This window comes from Streptomyces sp. NPDC032161, assembly GCF_040636995.1.
Classification (GTDB): Bacteria; Actinomycetota; Actinomycetes; order Streptomycetales; family Streptomycetaceae; genus Streptomyces.
In genome coordinates this window covers 246934-266230 of record NZ_JBEZVN010000001.1, presented here as the reverse complement: position 1 = coordinate 266230, position 19297 = coordinate 246934, and the positions used below count along the sequence as shown (strand labels likewise).

Annotated in this window: 14 protein-coding genes; 12 read left to right on the top strand and 2 right to left on the bottom strand. The window is 72.2% G+C overall.

Annotation, left to right across the window (positions count from 1 at the left end; translation table 11 throughout):
- Window positions 1–12: 12 nt before the first annotated feature.
- The 5 genes from gatC to AB0E67_RS01075 all read left to right on the top strand — a co-directional run bounded on the left by gatC (window position 13) and on the right by AB0E67_RS01075 (window position 5052).
- On the top strand, window positions 13–309 hold the full coding sequence (gene gatC / locus AB0E67_RS01095; protein ID WP_015036350.1) for an Asp-tRNA(Asn)/Glu-tRNA(Gln) amidotransferase subunit GatC: 297 nt from the start codon (window positions 13–15) through the stop codon (window positions 307–309).
- Between the two features lie 4 nt (window positions 310–313).
- On the top strand, window positions 314–1825 hold the full coding sequence (gene gatA, locus AB0E67_RS01090) for an Asp-tRNA(Asn)/Glu-tRNA(Gln) amidotransferase subunit GatA (protein ID WP_362019274.1): 1512 nt from the start codon (window positions 314–316) through the stop codon (window positions 1823–1825).
- Window positions 1822–2061, top strand: coding sequence for a hypothetical protein (locus tag AB0E67_RS01085; RefSeq protein WP_073784684.1), 240 nt, complete (start codon window positions 1822–1824; stop codon window positions 2059–2061). Before gatA ends, AB0E67_RS01085 begins: the two co-directional genes overlap by 4 nt.
- A 16-nt stretch (window positions 2062–2077) precedes the next feature.
- A complete protein-coding gene (gene gatB / locus AB0E67_RS01080) occupies window positions 2078–3586 on the top strand; it encodes an Asp-tRNA(Asn)/Glu-tRNA(Gln) amidotransferase subunit GatB (RefSeq protein ID WP_362019272.1) in 1509 nt (502 codons plus the stop codon).
- Between the two features lie 206 nt (window positions 3587–3792).
- The gene (locus AB0E67_RS01075; protein WP_362019269.1) at window positions 3793–5052 is read left to right on the top strand and encodes an SLC13 family permease; all 1260 of its coding nucleotides are present in this window, start codon (window positions 3793–3795) and stop codon (window positions 5050–5052) included.
- Between the two features lie 84 nt (window positions 5053–5136).
- Here the strand turns inward: AB0E67_RS01075 and AB0E67_RS01070 are convergent, their stop codons facing one another.
- The gene (locus AB0E67_RS01070) at window positions 5137–7086 is read right to left on the bottom strand and encodes a protein kinase (RefSeq protein WP_362019266.1); all 1950 of its coding nucleotides are present in this window, start codon (window positions 7084–7086) and stop codon (window positions 5137–5139) included.
- A 379-nt stretch (window positions 7087–7465) separates the two neighbouring features.
- Here AB0E67_RS01070 and AB0E67_RS01065 point away from each other — a divergent pair, with 379 nt between their 5' ends.
- The 4 genes from AB0E67_RS01065 (at window position 7466) to AB0E67_RS01050 (ending at window position 13179) form a co-directional block, all read left to right on the top strand.
- Complete coding sequence (locus tag AB0E67_RS01065; protein ID WP_362019263.1) at window positions 7466–9589, top strand: phosphocholine-specific phospholipase C; 2124 nt, start codon at window positions 7466–7468, stop codon at window positions 9587–9589.
- A gap of 167 nt (window positions 9590–9756) precedes the next feature.
- Window positions 9757–10023 (top strand): hypothetical protein, encoded by a 267-nt coding sequence (locus tag AB0E67_RS01060; protein WP_362019260.1) that lies wholly within the window; start codon window positions 9757–9759, stop codon window positions 10021–10023.
- Window positions 10024–10294: 271 nt separating this feature from the next.
- Entirely contained in the window at window positions 10295–12535 is a 2241-nt protein-coding gene (locus AB0E67_RS01055) for an MMPL family transporter (protein WP_362019258.1), read from the top strand.
- Complete coding sequence (locus AB0E67_RS01050; protein WP_362019256.1) at window positions 12532–13179, top strand: GNAT family protein; 648 nt, start codon at window positions 12532–12534, stop codon at window positions 13177–13179. The genes AB0E67_RS01055 and AB0E67_RS01050 overlap by 4 nt, the downstream gene beginning before the upstream one ends.
- Window positions 13180–13219: 40 nt before the next feature.
- Here AB0E67_RS01050 and AB0E67_RS01045 read toward each other — a convergent pair whose 3' ends face one another.
- The gene (locus AB0E67_RS01045) at window positions 13220–15907 is read right to left on the bottom strand and encodes a helix-turn-helix domain-containing protein (RefSeq protein ID WP_362019254.1); all 2688 of its coding nucleotides are present in this window, start codon (window positions 15905–15907) and stop codon (window positions 13220–13222) included.
- 223 nt (window positions 15908–16130) lie between these two features.
- Here AB0E67_RS01045 and AB0E67_RS01040 point away from each other — a divergent pair, with 223 nt between their 5' ends.
- The 3 genes from AB0E67_RS01040 to AB0E67_RS01030 all read left to right on the top strand — a co-directional run bounded on the left by AB0E67_RS01040 (window position 16131) and on the right by AB0E67_RS01030 (window position 18951).
- Window positions 16131–16358, top strand: coding sequence for a hypothetical protein (locus AB0E67_RS01040; RefSeq protein WP_351521423.1), 228 nt, complete (start codon window positions 16131–16133; stop codon window positions 16356–16358).
- Between the two features lie 185 nt (window positions 16359–16543).
- Window positions 16544–17770: a serine hydrolase domain-containing protein gene (locus AB0E67_RS01035; protein WP_362019251.1), complete on the top strand. Its 1227-nt coding sequence runs from the start codon at window positions 16544–16546 to the stop codon at window positions 17768–17770.
- 89 nt (window positions 17771–17859) lie between these two features.
- The gene (locus AB0E67_RS01030; protein WP_362019248.1) at window positions 17860–18951 is read left to right on the top strand and encodes an alpha/beta hydrolase-fold protein; all 1092 of its coding nucleotides are present in this window, start codon (window positions 17860–17862) and stop codon (window positions 18949–18951) included.
- Window positions 18952–19297 lie beyond the last annotated feature (346 nt).

Genomic DNA, 19297 nt, shown 5'->3' with positions numbered 1-19297 from the left:
GAGGATCGCTGCATGCCTGGCATCACGCGCGAGGAGGTCGCCCACCTCGCCCGGCTGGCGCGTCTGGAGCTGAAGGGCGAAGAGCTCGATCACTTCGCCGGTCAGCTCGACGACATCATCGGCGCGGTCGCCCGCGTCTCCGAGGTCGCCGACCAAGACGTACCGCCGACCTCCCACCCGCTGCCGCTGACCAACGTCATGCGCGCGGACGAGGTCCGTCCGTCGCTCACCCCCGAGCAGGCGCTCTCCGGCGCCCCGGCCCAGGAGCAGCAGCGTTTCAAGGTGCCGCAGATCCTGGGGGAGGACTGAAACCATGACGGACAACAGCACCATCATCAAGCTCACCGCCGCCGGGATCGCCGAGAAGATCGCGTCCGGCGAGCTGACCGCCGTCGAGGTCACCGAGGCGCACCTGGCCCGGATCGACGCGGTCGACGAGAAGGTCCACGCCTTCCTGCACGTCGACCGCGAGGGCGCGCTCGCGCAGGCCCGTGCCGTCGACGCGAAGCGGGCGGCGGGCGAGAAGCTGGGCCCGCTGGCCGGTGTCCCGCTCGCGCTCAAGGACATCTTCACCACCGAGGGCATCCCGACCACCGTCGGTTCCAAGATCCTCGAGGGCTGGATCCCGCCGTACGACGCGACCCTCACCAAGAAGCTGAAGGACGCCGACGTCGTCATCCTCGGCAAGACCAACATGGACGAGTTCGCCATGGGGTCCTCCACCGAGAACAGCGCCTACGGCCCGACCGGCAACCCGTGGGACCTCACGCGGATCCCGGGCGGTTCCGGCGGCGGCTCCTCGGCCGCGCTCGCCTCGTACGAGGCCCCGCTGGCCATCGGCACGGACACCGGCGGCTCCATCCGCCAGCCCGCCGCCGTCACCGGCACCGTCGGCGTCAAGCCCACCTACGGCGGCGTCTCCCGCTACGGCATGGTGGCGTTCTCCAGCTCCCTCGACCAGGGCGGGCCCTGCGCCCGCACGGTCCTGGACGCGGCGCTGCTGCACGAGGTGATCGGCGGCTACGACCCGATGGACTCGACGTCCATCGACGCCCCGGTCCCGCCGGTCGTCGAGGCCGCCCGCAACGGCAGCGTCGAGGGCATGCGGGTCGGCGTCGTCAAGCAGTTCTCCGGCGAGGGCTACCAGGCCGGCGTCGTCCAGCGGTTCAACGAGTCGGTCGAGCTGCTGAAGTCGCTCGGCGCCACGATCGTCGAGCTGGACTGCCCGTCCTTCGACCTCGCGCTGTCGGCGTACTACCTGATCGCCCCGTCCGAGTGCTCCTCCAACCTGGCCCGCTTCGACGCCATGCGCTACGGCCTGCGGGTCGGCGACGACGGCACGAAGTCCGCCGAGGACGTCACCGCGCTCACCCGCGAGGCCGGTTTCGGCGACGAGGTCAAGCGCCGCGTCATCCTCGGCACGTACGCGCTCAGCTCCGGCTACTACGACGCGTACTACGGCTCCGCGCAGAAGGTCCGCACCCTGATCACCCGGGACTTCGAGCGGGCCTTCGAGCAGGGCAGTGGTGTCGATGTAGTCGTCTCGCCGACGACGCCCACCACCGCCTTCCCGATCGGCGAGCGCGCCGACGATCCGATGGCGATGTACCTCGCGGACCTCTGCACCATCCCGACCAACCTCGCCGGCAACGCCGCCATGTCGCTGCCCTGCGGTCTGGCCCCGGAGGACGGTCTGCCGGTCGGTCTGCAGATCATCGCCCCCGCCATGAAGGACGACCGGCTGTACAAGGTCGGAGCCGCCGTCGAGGCCGCCTTCGTGGAAAAGTGGGGACATCCGCTGCTGGAGGAGGCTCCGTCACTGTGAACGCGCTGAGCAAGGCCAAGGGCTTCAAGAAGTCCAAGACCGGTACGTACCTGTCCATCGGCACCACCGCCTTCGGGGCGCTCGGTGTCATCAGGCAGGCCAAGCAGGCCCGCTCCGAGCACGACACGCTCCGGCTGGTCGACGCCGTCGTCTCCGCCGCCGCCATCGCCACCGGTATCGCCCTGCTGCTGCGCGAACTCAAGCGCATCGGCGACGACGACGTACTGCTGGGCTGAGAGGGAAAGTTTCACCGTGACTGTCACCGACCTGGTGTCGTACGAGGACGCCCTCGCGTCCTACGACCCCGTCATGGGCCTGGAGGTCCATGTCGAGCTCGGCACCAAGACCAAGATGTTCTGCGGCTGCTCGACCGAGCTGAAGCAGGACGCCAACTCCCAGACCTGCCCGGTCTGCCTCGGACTGCCCGGCGCGCTGCCGGTCGTCAACGAGATCGGCGTCGAGTCCGCCATCAAGATCGGCCTCGCGCTGAACTGCGAGATCGCCGAGTGGTGCCGCTTCGCCCGGAAGAACTACTTCTATCCGGACATGCCGAAGAACTTCCAGACCTCCCAGTACGACGAGCCGATCGCCTTCAACGGCTATCTGGACGTCCAGCTGGAGGACGGCGAGGTCTTCCGCGTGCACATCGAGCGCGCCCACATGGAGGAGGACACCGGCAAGTCGACCCACGTCGGCGGTGCCACCGGCCGCATCCAGGGCGCCTCGCACTCCCTGCTGGACTACAACCGCGCCGGCATCCCGCTCATCGAGATCGTCACCAAGCCGATCGAGGGCGCGGGCGCCCGTGCCCCCGAGGTCGCCAAGGCGTACGTCGCCGAGCTCCGCGAGCTCATCAAGGCGCTCGGCGTCTCGGAGGCCCGGATGGAGATGGGCCAGATGCGCTGCGACGTCAACCTGTCGCTGCGCCCCAACGGCACCGAGACGTTCGGCACGCGCTCCGAGACGAAGAACGTGAACTCGCTGCGTTCCGTCGAGCGCGCCGTCCGCTTCGAGATCCAGCGCCACGCCGCGGTGCTGGGCTCCGGCGGCACGGTCGTGCAGGAGACCCGTCACTTCCACGAGGAGGACGGCTCGACCACGTCCGGCCGCATCAAGGACAACGCCGAGGACTACCGCTACTTCCCCGAGCCCGACCTGGTGCCGGTCGCCCCGGCCCGGGAATGGGTCGAGGAGCTCCGGGGCGGCCTCCCCGAGCTGCCGCGGGTGCGCCGCAACCGGCTCAAGGAGGAGTGGGGCGTCTCCGAGCACGACATGCAGTCCATCCTCAACGCGGGCGCGGTCGACCTGATCGTCGCCACGACCGAGGCGGGCGCCCCCTCGGACCAGGCCCGCAAGTGGTGGATGGGCGAGCTGGCCCGTAACGCCAACGAGACCGGCCGCGGCCTCGACGAGCTGCCGATCACCCCGGCGCAGGTCGCCCGGGTGGCCGAGCTCGTCGCCTCGGGCGACCTCAACGACAAGCTGGCCCGCCAGGTCATCGAGGGCGTCCTCGCGGGCGAGGGCGACCCGGACACCGTCGTCGAGAAGCGCGGCCTGAAGGTCGTCTCGGACGAGGGCGCGCTGGGCGCGGCCGTGGACGAGGCCATCGCCGCCAACGGCGCCGTCGCGGACAAGATCCGCGGCGGCAAGGTCGCGGCGGCGGGCGCGCTCGTCGGCGCGGTCATGAAGGCCACCCGCGGCCAGGCGGACGCGGCCCGGGTGCGCGAGCTGATCCTGGAGAAGCTCGGCGTCGAGGGCTGATCCGGCCGCCGCACGGGCGGTTCCCGTGTACGTCCGGAAGGGGCGGTGCACCCGCGAGCCGGGTGCACCGCCCCTTCGGCCGTGTCAGCCGCTGATGCCCCGGTCCCGGCTCCGCACCCGCTCGCCCCGCCAGGCCACCCGCCCGGGTCGGTGTCCACGTCACCCGGCCACCGTCCACCGCACCCGTCCGGGGAGTCCGCAGTCCGTTGAACACCGTCACCGTCGGGATCGTCTCCGCCGTCCTGCTGCTCGGCGTGCTGGCCTTCGCCGTCGTACGCCCCCGGGGGCTGCCGGAGGCGACGGCCGCCGTGCCCGCGGCCGTGCTGGTGACGGCGATCGGCGCGGTGTCGTGGCCGGAGGCCCGGGACCGGGTGGCCGATCTGCTGCCGGTCGTCGGCTTCCTGGCGGCGATCCTGGTACTGGCGAAGCTCTGCGCGGACGAGGGGCTGTTCCGGGCCGCAGGCGATCTCGTCGCCCGGCTGTGCGACGGCCGGACCGGGCCACTGCTCGGCGGCGTCTTCGTCGTCGCGTCGGCGATCACCGCCGTGCTCAGCCTGGACGCGACCGTGGTCCTGCTGACCCCCGTCGTCCTCGCCACCGTGACCCGGGTCGGAGCCCGTCCGCGCCCGTACGTCTACGCCTGCGCGCACCTGGCCAACTCGGCGTCCCTGCTGCTGCCCGTCTCCAACCTCACCAATCTCCTGGCGTTCACCGCGAGCGGCCTCTCCTTCACCCGCTTCGCCGCGCTGATGACCCTGCCGTGGCTGGCCGCCATCGCCGTCGAGTACGCCGTCTTCCGCCGGTTCTTCGCCGCCGACCTGGCCGCGGGCGCCCGCCGGGCGGAGCCGGAGGAGGACCGTCCGGGCGTCCCCGTCTTCACGCTCGTCGTCCTCGCCCTGACCCTGGGCGGTTTCGTCGTCACCTCGTTCGCGGGCGCGGAGCCGCTGTGGGCGGCGCTGGCCGGGGCCGGGGTGCTGGCGGTGCGCGCGCTGGCGAAGCGCGAGACCACCGTCACGGGGCTCGTGCGCTCCGCCCATCCGCTGTTCTGCCTCTTCGTGCTCGCGCTGGGCATCGTGGTCCAGGCCGTGGTCGGCCACGGGCTCGGCACCGGGATCGACGCCCTTCTCCCGGACGGTTCGTCGCTTCCCGCGCTGCTGGCGGTGGCCGTCGTGGCGGCCCTGCTCGCGAATCTGATCAACAATCTGCCCGCGATCCTCGCCCTGCTCCCGGTCGTGGCGGCGGCCGGTCCCGGGCCCGTGCTCGCCGCACTGATCGGTGTGAACCTCGGCCCGAACCTGACCTACGTCGGCTCGCTCGCCACCCTGCTCTGGCGCCGCATCCTGCACAGCCACGACGCCGCGCCGGAGCTCGGCCACTTCACCCGGCTCGGCCTGCTGACCGTACCGGCGACGCTGGGCCTCTCGACGGTGGCGCTGTGGGGCGCGCTGCGGCTGATCGGGGTGTGACGCGGGGCGGGGCGGGGCGGGCGGTCCGAGCAGGCCGTCCCGGGCGGTCCGCCCCTCGTGCGCGGTCCGGGCCGTCGCCCGTGTCTACCGCTTGAGCAGCGGGGTGCCGAGCGCGAGTTTCGCGCCGTCGCAGTTCTCGTCCACCTGGATGCGCAGCCGCAGCCCGTTCGCCACCTTCAGGGACAGCCGCTGCGGCTTGCCCAGTTCGAGCGTCCCGACCCAGAGCGTGGTGTTGTCCACCTTGACGGTCAGCCGTCCCGACTCGTAGTACGAGTCGTCGTCGATCCCCGCCGTCAGGTCGAAGGTGGTCCAGGCGCGCCCGAGGTTGAACTCCATGTACGGCTCGGTGGTGCAGTCCGGCGATGCCACATAGGCGTCCGTGTGCAGTTGGGTGTTGAGGTTCGCGGAGCCCACCTCGAAGCCGTCGGCGTCGGCCACCGGGTTCAGCGTGGTCAGCGAGACCTCCGTGGCGTTGTCGGCGACCCCGGGCGTCGACGGGTCCGGCGACGGGTCGTCGCCCTCGTCGTCCGCGCCCTCGGAATCGTCCGGCGACGCGTCCGGGCCGGGGTCCGCGTCCGCCGGTGCGGACGCGCCGACCGCGTCCGCCGAGGAGCGGTCGCCGTCCTCGCCGCGCAGCAGCGCCCATGCCCCGCCCGCCCCCAGTGCGGCGGCGACCAGCACGGCCGCCGCCGACAGGGCGATCCGCTTCCGGCTCCCGTTCCTCGGCGCAGCGGCCGGGACCTGTGTCTCCTGAGTGGGGTCCTGGAACGGTCGCGGAGGCTGCGTGGAGTGCGGGGGCCGCATGTCGTGCGGAGGCTGTGCCGGCGGCTGAGGCGACGCGGGCGGTGCGTCGTGCGGACGCGGACCGGGGCCCGCTCCCCGGGCCGGGTCGGGCCTCGTCGCCGGGCCCGGATTCACCGTTGCGGGCAGCGGCACCCCGGGATCGGCGGAGGCGGTGATCGGCGGCGGGAAGGCGGGCGGGGCGCCCTCGCCCGGTGCCGTCGCGGGTGTGGAGCCGGGAGGCGGGGCCAGGGGCGGCGGCGGTACGGCCGGGGTCACGGCGGACCCCGGTGCCGTGTCCGGCGCCCCGGCCGTACCGGGTACCGCGTCGCGCACCGGGACGGCCGGGGCGCCGGTGACCGTCGTCGACACCACCGTCGGGCGCAGGTCCTTCACCCACACCGACAGACTCTCCGGCCGTCGGTCGGGTTCGGCCGCGCAGATCCGCAGGATCCGCTCGACCCGGTCCCGGTCCGCCGCCGCCACCTGGGGGAGCGCGGCCAGCGCCGCCCGGAGCTGCTCGGGGGCGCTCGGCGGGGACTGGGCGCTGAGCAGGAAGTAGGCGATCGCGCCGAACGCGTACCGGTCGGTGTTCGGCGTCCGCTTGCCCTCGAAGACCTCCGGCGCCGCGTAGCCCGGGGTGAACCAGACCTCCGCCGTCTGATGGTCGGCGGTCAGCTTGCTGAGCCCGAAGTCGACCAGAGTGGCCTGGCCGTGCCGGTCGACCATGACGTTCCCCGGGGACAGGTCGCCGTGGACGACGGCGCGGCCGGAGGGCGTCGCCCGCCCCGAGTGCAGCCAGTCCAGCACGTCCGCGAGCTGTTCGAGGGTCCGCAGCACCTCCCGGCGCTCGGCGTGGGTGGCGAGGGTCCGCTCCTCCCGCCAGTCGCGCAGGTCGAGCCCTTCCACATGGTTCATGACCAGGACGAGCGACCGTCCGGCCGCGGTCGACGCGTCGCCCCGGCCGTGGATGGGAGGCCCCTCGAAATGCTCGCGCACCCCGACCACACCGGGACGGTTCACGAAGCGCAGCAGCTCCGCCTGGTCCTGCCACCTGGCGCTGAGCCGCCGGAACTGCTCGACACTGATCGTGGTCCTGGAGTCCAGCACCTTCACGACCACGGTCTCGGGCGCCCCGTCGAGCTCGATCTCGGCCCGGTAGAGGACGGCCTCGCCGCCCCTCCCGATGGAGTTGAGCAGGCGGTATCTGTCCGGCGTGGAGTCCGGCCCGATGTGGTGCGACCCACTGTTCAACTGTCCCCCCAGTGACTGGAATTGACGGTGCACAAGGTTGCCGCGCGGGTGCCGCGCCGGTCAACGTCGGCCGGGCGGGGGCGACCGCCCCGGACCGCCGCGCGAGCCTCGGCCGGGCCCCTGCGGGCGCCATGGACCGGGACGGCCTGGCGCCTCCCTCGGACCGGGACGGCTGCGGGCACCTCGGGCCGGGACCGGCCGGGTGCCTCGGGGCCGGACCTCGTGGGCGACCCGGCGCCGGACCGTCGCGGGCCTCCGGGGGCGGTTGGACTTTCCGGCCGACGTGTTGGACGTTCACCACCGAGCCGTACGGAGTCCTTCCCGAGGCCACCTGGTGTGATTACGTTCCCGGCCATACGACAGGACTCGGGAGGCTCACTTGACCACGGACATCTCACGGCGACGGCTCTTCGCACTCGGTGGCGGCGCGCTCGGCGCCGCGGCGGCGGGGTCGCTGCTGCCGCCGTCGCTGCAGGCCGCGATGGCCGCGCAGCCGGCGCACCCGGCCGGGTCCGGTGGCGGTGGGCTCCGGGACATCAGGCACGTGGTGATCCTGATGCAGGAGAACCGTTCCTTCGATCATTACTTCGGCGCGCTCCGGGGCGTGCGCGGCTTCGGCGACCGCAACGCGATCGAGCTGCCCTCCGGCAGGCCGGTCTTCGAGCAGCCCGCCCCGCTCGGCGCCTCCGTGCTGCCGTTCCCGGTGCGGGGAGCCGCCGAGACGCAGAAGAAGGACCTCCAGTACATCGGCGCGCTCGACCACTCCTGGAACGGCGGCGGCCGAGCGTGGGCCGACGGCTGGATGAACGGCTGGGTGAGCGTGAAGACGGCCGCCACCATGGCGTACTACGACCGCCGCGACATCCCGCTGCACTACGAACTGGCCGACACCTTCACGGTCTGCGACGCCTACCACTCCTCGATCCACTCCTCGACCAGCCCCAACCGCAACCACCTCTGGAGCGGGAGGACGGGCTACGAGCCGAACGGGAAGCGGGCCGTCGGCAACGACGCGTACGACGAGGGCACGCACCCCGGGTACGACTGGGGCACCTACGCGGAGCGGCTGGAGAAGGCGGGCCGCAGCTGGCGCACGTACACCGAGTGGGAGAACTTCACCGACAACCAGATCGAGTTCTTCGCCACCTTCAAGGCGATCGCCCGCAAGGCGCTGGCGAGGACCGGTGGCCACACGTACATGGAGTCGTTCTACTCGGCCGTCCGGGACGCGGACGCCGCCGAGCGGGAGCGGCTGTTCGGGCTGCTCGAACAGGGCGCCGCCACTCTGGGCAGGACCGAGCGCAGCCTCTTCGAGCGCGGGCTGCGCCGGGTGGAGACCGGCACGCTGGCCGACGAGTTCGCCAAGGACGTGGCGGCGGGCACCCTCCCCGAGGTCTCCTACCTGGTCCCGTCGGCCCTCGACTCCGAGCACCCGAGCGTCTCCTCGCCGGTCCACAGCGCGACGATCGTCTACAAGATCCTGGACGCGCTGGGCAGGCACCCCGAGGTCTGGCGGCACACCGCCGTCCTCATCAACTACGACGAGAACGACGGCTTCTTCGACCATGTGCCGCCGCCCGTCGCGCCGCCGGAGGTGGCCGAGGAGCGGTGGGAGGGCAAGCCGACCGGTCTCGGCATGCGGGTCCCGCTGCTCGTCGTCTCGCCCTGGACCGTGGGCGGTTACGTCTGCTCCGAGGTCTTCGACCACACCTCCGTCATCCGCTTCCTGGAGCGCTGGACCGGGGTGGAGGAGCCGAACATCGGCGCCTGGCGGCGCACCGTCACCGGCGACCTGACCGCGGCCTTCGACTTCAAGCGCGCACGGCGGCGGCCCGACGTGGAACAGCCCGGCGCCATCCCGCCGTTCACCGGACGCTGGGCGCCGAGGCCGCCGCTCGTGCAGCACATGCCCGCACAGGAGCCCGGGGTGCGCCCGGCCCGCCCGCTGCCGTACCAGCCGGACGCGCAGGCCCGGCTGGCGGGCGGCGAGGTGCGCGTGACGCTCGGCAACACCGGCCGCTCCTCCGCGCACTTCACGCTGTACCCGTACGCGGGCGAGTTCCCGGTGCCGCAGCACCGCGACGTGAAGGGCACGGCGCACTGGTCGGTGCCCGTCAACGGCTCGGCGTACCGGTTCACGGTGACGGGCCCCAACGGCTTCCGGCGCGAGTTCGCCGGGCCCGCGGAGGGCGCCGTCCCGGCCGGTGCCGAGGTCGGCTCGCGGATCGACGCGCACGAGCGGGATCTGCATCTCGTCCTGCGCAACAACGGACGGACGACGCTTACCTTCACCGTGCGGCCGCTCGGATACGTCGACGAGGCGGACCTGCGCGACTGGACCAGGACGGTCAAGGTCAAGCCGGGACGCAGCCGCACGGTGGTGCACTCGGCGGCGGACGCGCACGGCTGGTACGACCTGGAGGTCACCGTCGACGGGGAGGGCGGCTTCCGGCGCCGGCTCATGGGACACATCGAGAACGGCCGGGCGAGCGTCTCCGGCTGACGGCGACGGCCGGACCGGCCGTTCACGGCGGCCGGAGCCCCGTAGTTCGCACGGAGGTTCGAAGTCGGGCGGGACCGTCGGTCCGCCCCGCGCGTGCTCGTGATCACGCCGGTGGGCATGGCGCCCCGTACGTTCTCTGGCGGCGCGGCGCCCCGGTGGAGCGGGCCGTGGTGGACGCGCTCGCCGCGGTCGCCGAGGCCCTGGACGCGCGGGTGCCGGAGGGCGAGGAGCGCGGGCATCCGGCCGATCCGTGCCCGGAGGTCCTCGACGACCACCCCGACGGTGATCCGTTCCGGGAGCCGGGCGTCCACACCACCCCGCCCGGCGGCTCTCCCGGGCCGCTCCGGCCGGGGTGCGTCGTCGCCCGCGCCGACTGCTGGTACGCGGCCCCGGGCCGGCCCGACGACGGACCGCTGCGGCCGGAGGGGCCGTGACCGCCCGACGGCACCGCGGCCAGGGCGCCACGCACAGGCACCAGGGACGAGCAGCCAGGCTCCGCTCGCGGGCGGGGCTTGTGAGTAATGCCACGAACGGGGCAAAGGATCACCTTCGGCTGCGAGAGTGGACATACCCACGTCATGCGTTCTTCGCGGGTGCTCCATGTCTCGTTCCGCCGTGCGCCACCCACCCGTGGCGGCACGAGCCCGACGAGCCGTGCGCCGGAAGAGCCGCGAACCGTCCGCGAACCGTCAGGGAGCACGTCAGGTGGCCGCCCTTGCCCGTTGGTGTATCAGGCACCGCCTCGTCACCGTTCTCGTCTGGCTTCTCGCCCTCGGCGGCGTCGCCACCGCGGCGGGCCTCGCCGGCTCCGCGTACTCCAACCAGTACGACGTGCCCGGCACGGAGGCCGGCCGGGCCGCCGATCTTCTGAAGGACGGCTTCACGGACCTCGGCGGGGACACGGACACCATCGTCTGGCACACCACCGACTCCACCGTGCGGGCCGCCGACGTCCGGCAGACCATGACCCGCACCCTGCACGCGGTCGAGGAACTGCCCGGAGTCGGCGCCGTCACCGGGCCGTACGGGGCGTCCGGCGCCGGACGGATCAGCCCCGACGGACGCACCGCCTACGCCACGGTCACCTTCGACCGGCCGTCCGACGAGATCCCCGTGCACCAGGCGCAGGCCCTCGTGGACACGGCGAAGGCGGCCGAGGCCGACCACCTCCGGGTGGAACTCGGCGGACCGGCCGTCGCCCTCACCGAGGCGCCCGCCATCCACTTCAGCGAGGCCATCGGGGTCGTCGTCGCGGCCGGCGTCCTGTTCCTCGCCTTCGGCTCCCTCGCCGCCAGCATGCTGCCCATCGCCACCGCCCTCGTCTCCGTCGGAACGGCGTACGCGGGCATCATGCTGCTGGGTCATGTGATGACCGTCGCCGACTTCGCCCCGATGCTGGGCATGCTGATCGGGCTGGGCGTCGGCATCGACTACGCGCTGTTCATCGTCACCCGGCACCGCGCCGGTCTGCGCCAGGGCATGCCGGTCGCGGACGCCGCGCGCGACGCCGTCGCCACGACCGGCCGGGCCGTCGTCTTCGCCGGGGCCACGGTGTGCGTCGCGCTGCTCGGCATGCTCGTCCTGCGACTCGAATTCCTCAACGGCGTGGCGATCGCGGCCTCGCTCACCGTCGTCCTGACCGTGGCCGCGTCCGTGACCCTGCTGCCCGCCCTGCTGTCCTTCATCGGGATGCGGGCGCTGAGCCGCCGCGAACGGGCCCGGCTCGCCGAGGAGGGGCCGCGGCCCGACGTCCCCACCGGGTTCGCCGCCCGCTGGTCGGGGTTCGTCGAACGCCACCCCAGACTGCTCGGCTCGCTCGCCGCCGCGGTGATGCTGGTGCTGGCGCTGCCCACGCTCTCGCTCCACCCGGGCACCTCCGACCAGGGCAACAACCCGGCCTCGTCGACCACCCGGCAGGCGTACGACCTGCTGTCCGACGGATTCGGGCCCGGCGTCAACGGCCCATTGACGATCGTGGCGCAGCTCGACGGCGCCGGGGACCGGCTCGCGATGGACGGCCTGCCCGCCACGCTTCGGGCCACCGAGGGAGTGGCCTCGGTCGGCCCGGTCACGTACAACAGCGGCGGCGACACCGCCTTCGTCACCGTCGTACCGGCCTCGTCACCGCAGTCGCGGGACACCAGCGACCTCGTCGACCGGCTGCGCTCGGACGTCATCCCGAAGGCCGAGGCGAACACCTCGCTCCAGGCCCATGTGGGCGGGGTCACGGCCGGGTACGACGACTTCGCCCGGACCGTCATGGACAAGCTGCCGCTCTTCGTCGGCGTGGTCATCACGCTCGGCTGTCTGCTCCTGCTGCTGGCCTTCCGGTCGATCGCCATCCCCCTGAAGGCCGCCGTGATGAACATCGCCGCCGTCGCCTCCTCGTTCGGGGTCGTCGTGGCGGTCTTCCAGTGGGGGTGGGGGAGCGAACTGCTGGGCCTGGGCAGCTCCGGTCCGATCGAGCCGTTCCTGCCGGTGATCATGGTGTCCGTGCTCTTCGGGCTCTCCATGGACTACCAGGTGTTCCTGGTGGGGCGCATGTACGAGGAGTGGCTGGAGACCGGTGACAACCGGAGGGCGGTACGGGTCGGTCTCGCCGAGACCGGCCGGGTGATCAACTCCGCTGCGGTGATCATGATTTCGGTCTTTCTCGCGTTCGTCCTCAGCGGCGACCGGGTCATCGCCATGTTCGGGATCGCGCTGGCCGCGGCCGTGGCCCTCGACGCCTTCGTCCTGCGTACGCTGCTCGTCCCCGCCCTGATGCATCTGCTCGGCGGCGCGAACTGGTGGCTGCCGCGCCGACTGGACCGCTGGCTGCCGCGGATCAGCGTCGAGGCTCCGGAGCGCGGCACGGCGCATGCGAGGATCGCGCGGGAGGCGGTGCCACCGGCGGAACGGGCCGGGGCCGCACGGGCGACGAAGACGGTTCGAGACGGAGCATGATGTTCGCGATATCCCTCGGCAACGACGCAGACGACGCAATCGGCAGAGACGGCGGGGAGCGCGGGGACGGCAGCGGCCACGCGGGTCAGGGAGGGCACGGGGGCCGCGGAGGCGACCGGGCGGAGCTGCGCCCGCTGGAGGTGTGGCACGCCGAGGAGTTCCTCGCCCACATGGACCGGGCCCGCGCGCTCGTCGACCCCTGGATCCCCCTCGCCTCCTTCGCCACCGACGCGGACTCGGCACGCGCCCTGCTCCTGCGGTACGCGGAGAAGCAGGCGAACGACACCGGACGGCTCTACGGCATCTGGCTGGACGGCAGGCTCATCGGCGGTGTCCTGTTCCGGATCTTCGAGGCGGACTCGGGCAACTGCGAGATCGGCTGCTGGCTGGAACCGGCGGGGGAGGGGCGCGGCCTGGTCACCCGGGCGGCGCGGAAACTGATCGACTGGGCGGTCCACGAGCGCGGCATGCACCGCGTGGAGTGGCGTGCGACCAGCACGAACACCCGCAGCATCGCCGTAGCCCGGCGGCTCGGCATGCAGCGCGACGGAGTGCTGCGCCAGAGCTACCTCTACCGCGGGGAGCGGTACGACTCGGAGGTCTGGTCGGTGCTGGCCCCGGAGTGGCGCGCCCGGAACGCCTGACGCCGCGGCGGGGCGGGAGCGCGTATCGGCGCGCCCCTGGTCACTTCCGGCCGGTGAATCTGGCCGGGGCGTACCGGGCCTGCTGCTCGCGGTACGAGCGGCCGAGGTGGTGCTGGAGCCGGATGTGGCGGAACTGGTAGACCGCCCCGGTCTGGCGCAGCACGCCCCGGCGGTACGCGTCGTCCAGGAAGGCGACCGTGTCCCAGGGCAGCTTGCCGGTCAGGGGCAGCCAGACGCGGGCCAGGATCACCCACTGGCCCCAGGCGGTGAACGAGAACGCGTACGAGAGCGCGCCGCCGAGGCCGCCGACCGCCCCGATGACGAGTCCGTCCTCCAACGCCCAGTTCATCGGTCCGAGGAATTCCTGCAACAGATCGGTGAACAGATAGCCGTCGAGGGCGATCGCGAGGGTGAGCGCCGGGATGAGGACGAGGACCTGTCGGCCCACCGTCGTGCGGTTCCAGGCCAGCAGACCGGCGGGGGTGGCCGCCGAGGCGACGTCCAGGGGCGCTTCGAGCACGGCCAGCAGGCCGAACACCAGCCCGGCGCCCGCCCCGAAGATCAGGCCGAAGGCCAACATGTTGATGAGCGTGCCCTCGATGACCCGTTCGTTCGTGAGCGGGATGCCGTAGGAAAGCCGGCGCTGGAGGGCGAGGGAGCTCGCGCACCCGACGCCCATGACGAATCCGCCCAGCAGGACGGCCCCGAACCGGGTGGTGAACACGCGGACGGGACGGCGGCCGATGCCCTCGCCCCTGCGGTGCAGTCTCAGCCGCACGTAGGACGGCTCGAAGGCCCCGGCGCCGACCGCGGCCATGATCCCGTACACGCACGCGAAGGAGAGACCGGCGCATGTCCCCATCAGGGAACCCAGCAGGAGGGAATCACCGAACGTCATCGGAATGAAGAACAGGGCGACCAGCCACTCGGACACGGCGACGCTCAGCGCGGAGGCCAGCGCGACGGCCGCGACGCGCGTGGACAGCCGCACGGAGCCGCTGATCCGCCACCACGCGAGGTCCTGCTGGTCGCGGTCGAGCCGGGCCAGGTGGTGGGCGAGGTAGCCGAGCCAGCGCTCGGTGCCTTCCGGGTCCCGGTTCGCGTCCCCGGTCCGGGGCCGGGTCCGGACCCGGTGCCGCTCGCCGCGCCGGTGGTCCGCGGCGGTCAGTTCGGCGGCGTGGCCCCGGTAGACCGTCGGTACGAAGCCCGCCAGCAGGTGTTCCTCCAGGGACTTCTCGTCGGGGAAGCGTTCCGTGTCCAGCAGTTCCACCGGATTCCGCTCGGGCGCCTCGCTGTACATCGTCCGGGCCAGGACGATCATGAGCGGGGTGTTCAGGACCCTGGCGAGCGGTACGTCCGCCGCCCGGCCCTCCCGGTCCCGCAGCCCGTCCAGGACCGGCCCCCACACCGCGCCGTCCCGGGGGCTCCCGTCGCCGTCGGCGCCCGCACCGTCGGCGCACTCACCACGGACGGCTTTGCCGCGGACGATCGGCCTGGCCGTCCTGGGCAGATAGGCCACGAGGTCGTCGAGGGCGAGGTCGGTGAGTTCGATCCCGGCCGCCCAGACGAGGGGCGCACCCGCCGCATGGACCGCCTCGGCGAACTCGGCACGCCGACTGGTCAGGACGAGCGGGAGAGAGACGGCGTTGAGCGCTTCCAGCGACGCCTGCCGCAGGCCCTCCGCGACCTCGTCGAAGCCGTCCAGGACCGGCAGTACGAGACCGGCGTCGACGAGGGCGGCGGCCAGCGGCCCCCCGTCGGGGGCCCGGCGGGCCAGATGCGGGTGATCGCGTACCAGCCGGTCGACCAGCCAGTCCCGCAACGCGATCGTCGTCGGGTCCCAGGAGCCGAGACTGAAGATCACCGGCACCCTGTAGGCGAGGTCCGTGTCCTCCAGATAATCCAGGACGAACCTGATCGTCAGGATCGACTTGCCCGATCCGGCCCGGCCCAGAATCACCAGCCGCCCGGACCGGATCCTCCGGTAGACCTCGGCCACGCTCCGCACGTCGCCCTCCAGGTCCATTCGGTGCGGAGTCGCCCCCGACGGAAGGCGCTGAATGTTCTCCGGATAGTCCGTCAGGAATTCCGGCGCCTCCCGCCAGCGCACCGGTAACGGAAACGGGTCATGAACCCGGCGCTGTTCCTCCTCGCGCCGCCAGCGACGCCCGATCTCCCTCGCCAATTCGGCGGCGGCGTCGGCGAGCGCACCTCGGACGTCCACCGGAGACATGGCGCGGGCCGCCGGAACGGAATGCGGTACGGGCGGGGCGCCGGGCGAATCGGCTGTGCCGGACCTCGAAAGGCGCAATCCCGTGGCCGAATCCGATGAGGCGGCGGTGGTCGACTCGCCGGACATCGCCGCCTGTTCGGGAATGCCGAGGGGCGATCCGAGCGTGCCGGACGCCGGTTCGGGAGCATTCGCGTCCGATTCGTTCGCGGGGGAGACGGGTTCGACCGACGCGGAACCGGGGGCGCCCGGTCCGGGACCGGGCGCGACCGCTTGGAGCTTCGCGAGCAGGGCCGCGATCTGCCGCCGGTCGTCGGGCCCGACCTCGAGGGCGTCCGCCAACAGGTTCAGCGTCCCCAGCCGGTGATCTCTCGACCGCCCCGTCTCCAGTCTGCGGATGGTGCTCACGCTCACCCCGGACCGTTCCCCCAACTGCTCCTGGGTCAGCCCCGATCGGGTCCGCAGCCGACGCAACAGCGTGCCGAGCTGATCGGTCACTTCGACACCCTTCCACCACCGAGCGCGGTCGCCTATGAGCCTACCGTGACGACCGGTCATATATGACCGGTGCCATGACCTGTCCCCCGAGCAGCGCGAACGCCAGGCTCATGGGTGTCCGGCCGGTGCGGCGAGCGGATCCGCGGTGAGCGGAGCCGTTCGGACGCCGGTCCCGGCCGGCACCCATGGAAATGCCTCCCGCCACCACATAGGAGGAGTCGGCATGGCATATCGCTTCTGGTGCGGTGAATGCGGTTTCAAGACGTCGTGGCTCAGTGAATCCGAGGGCGCGCGGCGTCAGATGGACCACTACACCAAGCAGCATCCGGGGATTCCTCCCGGTGGCCATGTCGAGGCCAACCGGAAGAACCCGGAGAGCGGCAACGGGTGTCTCCAACTGGTGGGAGTCGTCCTGCTGTTGCTGATGATCGCGGCCGCGTGCAGCCGATAGGCCCGTGAGGAACGCGAGTTGACGTGTGCGGGATTAATGCGCGGTCGATGCGTGCGCGCCCCGGGCGTGGTCGACGGGCGGGAACATCGCTGTTCCCGCCACCGCGTCATCCCGCCGTTCCGCACCACCACGATTCCGTAATTCCACCACGATTCCGTAATTCCGGTCGAGAAGGAGAGAAACACATGAGCGTGAGCATGTTCGCCGGTCCCTCGGCCCGCACGTCGACGGACGCCGGTCGTTGCGGCGCCGAGGGAACGGCCCGTCGGCCGTCGTCGCGGCGCAGGGGCCGGCTGCTGACGGCCGCCGTCGCCGTCTGTCTCCTGGCGGGCGGAGCCGGCCAGGCCACCGCCGCCGAACCGACCCCCGCCGACATCCTCCGGTCCGGCGCCCAGCAGGGGGTCACCGACGGATACCCGGGCGTGGTCGGCATGGTGCGCAAGGGCGACAGCGCCCAGTACGTGCAGGCGGGGGTCGGTGACCTGTCCACCAAGGCGCCCGCCGACCCGAAGGCGCAGTTCCGGATCGGCAGCAACACCAAGGCGTTCATCTCCACCGTGCTGCTCCAGCTGGAGGGCGAGCACCGGCTCTCCCTGGACGACACCGTCGCCCGATGGCTGCCCGGCGCCGTCGCCGCCAACGGCTACGACGGCACAAAGGTGACGATCCGTCAGCTCCTCAACCACACCTCGGGCCTGCCCGACTACCTCGGCGCCCTCCAGGTGTCCACCCCGTACTACCTCAACGCCAACCCGAGGGAGGCCATGGCGCCGCAGTCCCTGGTCGACATCGGCCTCGCCCGGAGCGCGCCCAAGACCAAGCCGGGGGAGAAGTTCGGCTACTCCAACACCAATTACGTGCTCGCGGGCATGGTGATCAAGGCCGTCACCGGCTCGGACCCGGCCACCGAGGTCCAACGGCGGATCATCGAACCCCTCGGTCTGCACGACACCAGCTTCCCCACCGAGGACCCCGCCCTGTACGGCAACCACCTTCACGGCTACGTCCTGCGCGTCCTCCTCATCGGCGACGGCACGGTATCCAACGTGCAGGTCACCGGGAGCGCCGGTGCCATGGTCTCGACGCTGGACGACCTGGCCACGTTCTCCCGGGCGTTGCTGACCGGGAAGCTCCTGGCGCCCGCGCAGCTGGCCGAGCTCAAGACCACGGTGCCGGTGAACGCCGAGGGCACCGCCGGCTACGGCCTGGGCATCGAACACGTCAAGCTGCCCTGCGGGAAGTGGGCGTGGGGCCACAACGGCGCGGTGCTCGGCTACTTCAGCGAGTGGCTCACCAGTGAGGACGGCTCCGAGCAGGCGCTGCACGCGAACAACGAGTACCACATGCTTGCCGGGACGAAGGGGCAGGCAGATACGGGCAAGGGCATGACGGACGCGTTCTGCGCGCTCTGAGCCCTTTGAAGTCCGAAGGGCGTCCGCTCCCTCCGCTCCTCCCTCCCCCGGAAACCATGAGAGACATCCGCTCTCGGGAAGGACCACCGATGAGTTCAGCACGGAACGCCTGGAGACTGCACGCGAGAACGGCCGCCGTCGCCGCCGCGATGACCGTGACGGCGACGCTCGCGGCACCGGCCGCGCACGCCGAGGGCTCCGATCCACCCGTGCTGTCCGACGGGTTCGGACTGACCCAGGTCCCGGGCGGCACCGAGGTGCACTCCGCGAACGACTTCACCATCACCGTGACCACACCGCAGGTGTCGGGCCCGCACAAGATCCGCGTCTTCCTGCCCAGCGGCTATCGCTCCGACCCCGACCGTCGGTGGCCGGTGGCGTACTTCCTGCACGGCGGGGGCGGGAACGTGAACGACGCGGCGGCCGCCCCCGCACTGCGCTCGGACTCGATGATCACCGTGGTCCCGGACGGCGGCCTCAAGGGCTGGTACGCCGACTGGGTCATGCAGAACACCGTCATGGGGGCGGCGAACTGGGAGACGTTCCACCTCGATCAGGTCGTCCCCTTCATCGACGCGAACCTGCGGACCGTCGCCGACCGGGCCCACCGGGCCGTCGTCGGTCTCTCGATGGGCGGTTCCGGCGCCCTGCACTACGCCGAGGCCCGTCCCGATCTCTTCGGCCATGCCGCCTCCCTGTCCGGGGGCATCGACTTCGACATGGCGGAGATCCGGGGAGCGGTCCTGGCCACGGAGCTCAACCTGACGGGCGCGTGGTGCGCCGTGAGCACCTCCACCCCCTCCGGCACCGGCAAGTGCACCGGATACGGGCCCACCGTGGACAGCGACGCGATCTACGGTTCCCCCTACCCGGTGTTCGACGCGGATCGCGTCTGGAAGGCGGTCGACCCGGCCTCTCCGGCCAACCTGTCCGCGCTCGCCGGGACCGAGACCACGCTCTACACCGGTGACCAGGGGCTCATCGACCACTTCACCGCGATCGCCGCAGAGCGTGTGAAGGCCCGCTCGGACCAGCTCGGGCTGCGCACCCGTCTCGTCGACTACGGGGACGGGTCGTCACTGGCCCCCACCTGCGACGGCGGACACAACTACGGGTGCTGGGCCCCCGCGCTCGCCGACTACATGGCCCGGCTGCGGACCGCGTTCGCCACCGCGGACTGAGTCCTCGACGGCGGTACGGCGAGAGGTGGTGCGGCGGGCGGCGTACGGGGGGCGTCGTCCGCCGCACCACCATGGGCCCGTACGGCGGGGAACGGCCGGAGACGCGGGGACGGGTGGGTCGGGGCGGTGGGAACTCCTGCGCGGCCCAAGGCGCGGGGGCGGGCGGGAACGGTTGGACGCGGTCGATGCGGCGGTACGTACGCGACGGCCGACGCCCCGGTTCCGGACCCGTGCTCCGGGACCCGCGCTTCCGGACCGGTGCTCCCGGACCCCGCGTTCCCGGATCCGTGCTCCCGGCTCGTGTGCGATGCTCGGCGGTGTGGAGACCCGGCCCGTCAGCCCCGCG